Annotated in this window: 2 protein-coding genes; both read left to right on the top strand. The window is 66.8% G+C overall.

Going from position 1 to position 3444, the window contains the following annotated elements; translation table 11 throughout:
• Positions 1–2324: type I DNA topoisomerase (topA, locus tag EN780_RS30210; RefSeq protein ID WP_128276118.1), on the top strand; the 2324-nt coding region annotated here is incomplete at its 5' end.
• Between the two features lie 3 nt (positions 2325–2327).
• The coding region (locus EN780_RS30205) for an RNB domain-containing ribonuclease (protein WP_128276117.1) at positions 2328–3444 on the top strand (1117 nt) is incomplete at its 3' end.

Raw genomic sequence — 3444 nt, 5'->3', positions numbered from 1 at the left:
TGCTGAAGCAGAAGCGCGCGTGGAAGGACAAGCCGGTCAGCCGCGTCGTCTTCAACGCCATCACCAAGTCTTCGGTGCTGGATGCGATGGCCAATCCGCGCCAGATCGACGCGCCGCTGGTCGATGCCTATCTCGCCCGCCGCGCCCTCGACTATCTGGTCGGTTTCACGCTGTCGCCGGTGCTGTGGCGCAAGCTACCCGGCGCCCGTTCCGCCGGCCGCGTCCAGTCGGTGGCGCTGCGCCTGGTCTGCGACCGTGAATCCGAGATCGAGCGCTTCATCCGCGAGGAATACTGGCAGATTGCCGCCATCCTCGGCACGCCGCGCAACGAGAATTTCGAGGCGCGGCTGACCGCGTTCGAGCGCAAGAAACTGCAAAAACTCGACATCGCCAACAAGGCGCAGGCCGACGACATCAAGGCGATGCTCGAAGGCGCCACCTTCAAGGCGCTGTCGGTCGAGGCCAAGCCAACCAAGCGCAACCCGGGCCCGCCCTTCACCACCTCGACGCTGCAGCAGGCCGCCTCGTCGGGTCTCGGCTTTTCGGCCACCCGCACGATGCAGGTGGCGCAGCGGCTCTACGAAGGCATGGACATTGGCGGCGAGACCGCCGGCCTGATCACCTATATGCGAACCGACGGCGTGCAGATGGCGCCCGAGGCGATCGACGCCGCCCGCGATGCCATCGTCAGCGAATTCGGCGCAAAATACCTGCCGGAGAAGCCGCGCTTCTATACGACCAAGGCCAAGAACGCCCAGGAAGCGCATGAGGCGATCCGCCCGACCGATTTCAAGCGCACGCCGGCTTCGGTCCGCCAATATCTCGATGCCGACCAGGCCCGCCTCTACGAGCTGATCTGGAAGCGCGCCATCGCCAGCCAGATGCAGCCGGCCGAGATCGAGCGCACCACCGTCGAGATCGAGGCGGTCAACGGCGCTCGCACAGCGGAACTGCGCGCCGTCGGCTCGGTCGTGCGCTTCGACGGCTTCATCGCCGCCTATACCGACCAGAAGGACGAGGACGCGGAGGACGAGGAAAGCCGCCGCCTGCCCGAGATCCGCGCCGGCGAGCAGCTTGCCCGCCAGGCGATCAACGCCACCCAGCACACCACCGAGCCGCCGCCGCGCTATTCCGAGGCGTCGCTGATCAAGAAGCTGGAAGAGCTGGGCATCGGCCGCCCGTCGACCTACACGGCGATCCTGAAGACGCTGGAAGACCGCGACTACGTCACCATCGACCGCCGCAAGCTGGTGCCGCAGGCCAAGGGCCGCTTGCTGTCGGCCTTCCTCGAGAGCTTCTTCGAGCGCTATGTCGAATATGATTTCACTGCCTCGCTGGAAGAAAAGCTCGACGAGATTTCCGACGGCAAGCTCGCCTGGAAGGACGTGCTGCGCGACTTCTGGAGGGATTTTTCCGGCGCGGTCGACGACATCAAGGAACTGCGCGTCACCGACGTGCTCGATGCGCTCAACGACGAGCTGGCGCCGCTGGTGTTCCCGGCGCGTGAGGACGGTTCGAACCCGCGCTTCTGCCCGAAATCCGGCACCGGCAACCTGTCGCTGAAGCTCGGCAAATTCGGCGCCTTCGTCGGCTGCTCGAACTATCCCGAATGCTCCTTCACTCGCCAGCTCGGCGATGCCGCCAATCCCAATGGCGAGAACGGCAATGGCGAGGACGGCACCAGGCTGATCGGCAAGGATCCCTACACGGCGGAAGAGATCACGCTGCGCAGCGGCCGTTTCGGCCCCTATATCCAGCGCGGCGAAGGCAAGGAGGCCAAGCGCTCCAGCCTGCCTAAGGGCTGGGCCGCCGAGCAGATCGACCATGAGAAGGCGCTGGCGCTGCTGGCGCTGCCGCGCGACGTCGGCAAGCACCCGGAATCCGGCAAGATGATCTCGGCCGGCCTCGGCCGCTACGGCCCCTTCGTGCTGCATGACGGCACCTACGCCAATCTCGACAGCATCGAGGACGTGTTCTCGATCGGCCTCAATCGCGCCGTCTCGGTGATTGCGGAGAAGCAGTTGAAGGGCAAGGGCGGCCGCAACGGCGCAACGCCCGCGGCGCTCAAGGATCTTGGCGACCACCCCGACGGCGGCGGCAAGATCGTCGTGCGCGACGGCAAATACGGGCCCTACGTCAACTATGGCAAGGTCAATGCGACGCTGCCCAAGGGCAAGGATCCACAATCGGTGACGGTCGAGGACGCCCTGGCGCTGATCGCCGAGAAGGAAGCCAAGGGCGGTGGCGGCAAGAAGCCGTTCCGCAAGGCGGCAGCGGCCGGCAAGCCGGCCGCCAAGAAATCCCCGGCCAAGAAAAAGGGATAGGGCGTGGCGCGCAGGATCTCCGGACGAAGCCACGGCGATCCGCGCACCGCCGACACGAGGGCCAAGGTCCGGGACGATTACCGCCCGTCGCGTGAAGAAATCCTGCGCTACATAGCCGAAAATCCGGACCGTTCCGGCAAGCGCGAGATCGCCAAGGCGTTCGCGCTGCGCGGCGATGACCGCATCTGGCTGAAGGATCTGTTGCGCGACCTGCAGGACGAGGGCCTGCTGACCAGGGAACGCAAGCGGCTGACCCGCGCCGGCGCCCTGCCTCATGTCGCCGTGCTCGACATTTTCGGCCGCGACGGTGACGGCGTGCTCCTGGCGCATCCGAGCGAATACAGCGGCGCCGGCTCGCCGCCGGTCGTCTCCATCCGCATTTCGCGTGGAAGCAATGGCCCGGCGCCCGGCATCGGCGACCGCGTCCTCGCCAAGACCTTCCCGACCGACGATCCGGCTGGCCCCGCCTATACCGGCCGGGTGATGAAGATCTTCGAGAAGCGCAGCGATGCCGTGCTCGGCGTCTTTCGCGTCCTCAAGGACGGCACCTTGCGCATCGAACCGGTGGAGCGGCGCCAGCCCGAACTGATCGTCGACAAGGAGTTCCAGAACGGCGCCAGGAATGGCGACCTGGTCGAGGTCGAGCCCGCGCGGGCGTCCCGCTACGGGTTGCCGCGCGCCAAGGTCCTGGCGGTGCTGGGCTCGCTGACCAGCGAGAAGGCGGTCTCGATGATCGCCATCCACGCGCATGACATCCCGCACATCTTCCCGGCCGACGTCATCGCCGAGGCCGATGCGGTGAAGCCTGCGGCGCTTGCCGGCCGCGAGGACTGGCGCGACCTGCCGCTGATCACAATCGACCCGGCCGACGCCAAGGACCATGACGACGCGGTCTTCGCGACGCCTGATACCGACGAGAAGAACCCCGGCGGCGTTCTGGTCACCGTGGCGATCGCCGACGTCGCGGCTTACGTCCGCTACGGCACCGCGCTCGACCGCGAGGCCCTGAAGCGTGGCAATTCGGTCTATTTCCCGGATCGCGTGGTGCCGATGCTGCCGGAGCGCATCTCCAACGATCTCTGCTCGCTGCGCGAGGGCCAGGACCGGCCGGCGCTTGCCG

This window comes from Mesorhizobium sp. M4B.F.Ca.ET.089.01.1.1, from assembly GCF_004022605.1.
GTDB lineage: Bacteria > Pseudomonadota > Alphaproteobacteria > Rhizobiales > Rhizobiaceae > Mesorhizobium > Mesorhizobium abyssinicae.
This window is presented reverse-complemented; position numbering and strand designations above follow the sequence as displayed.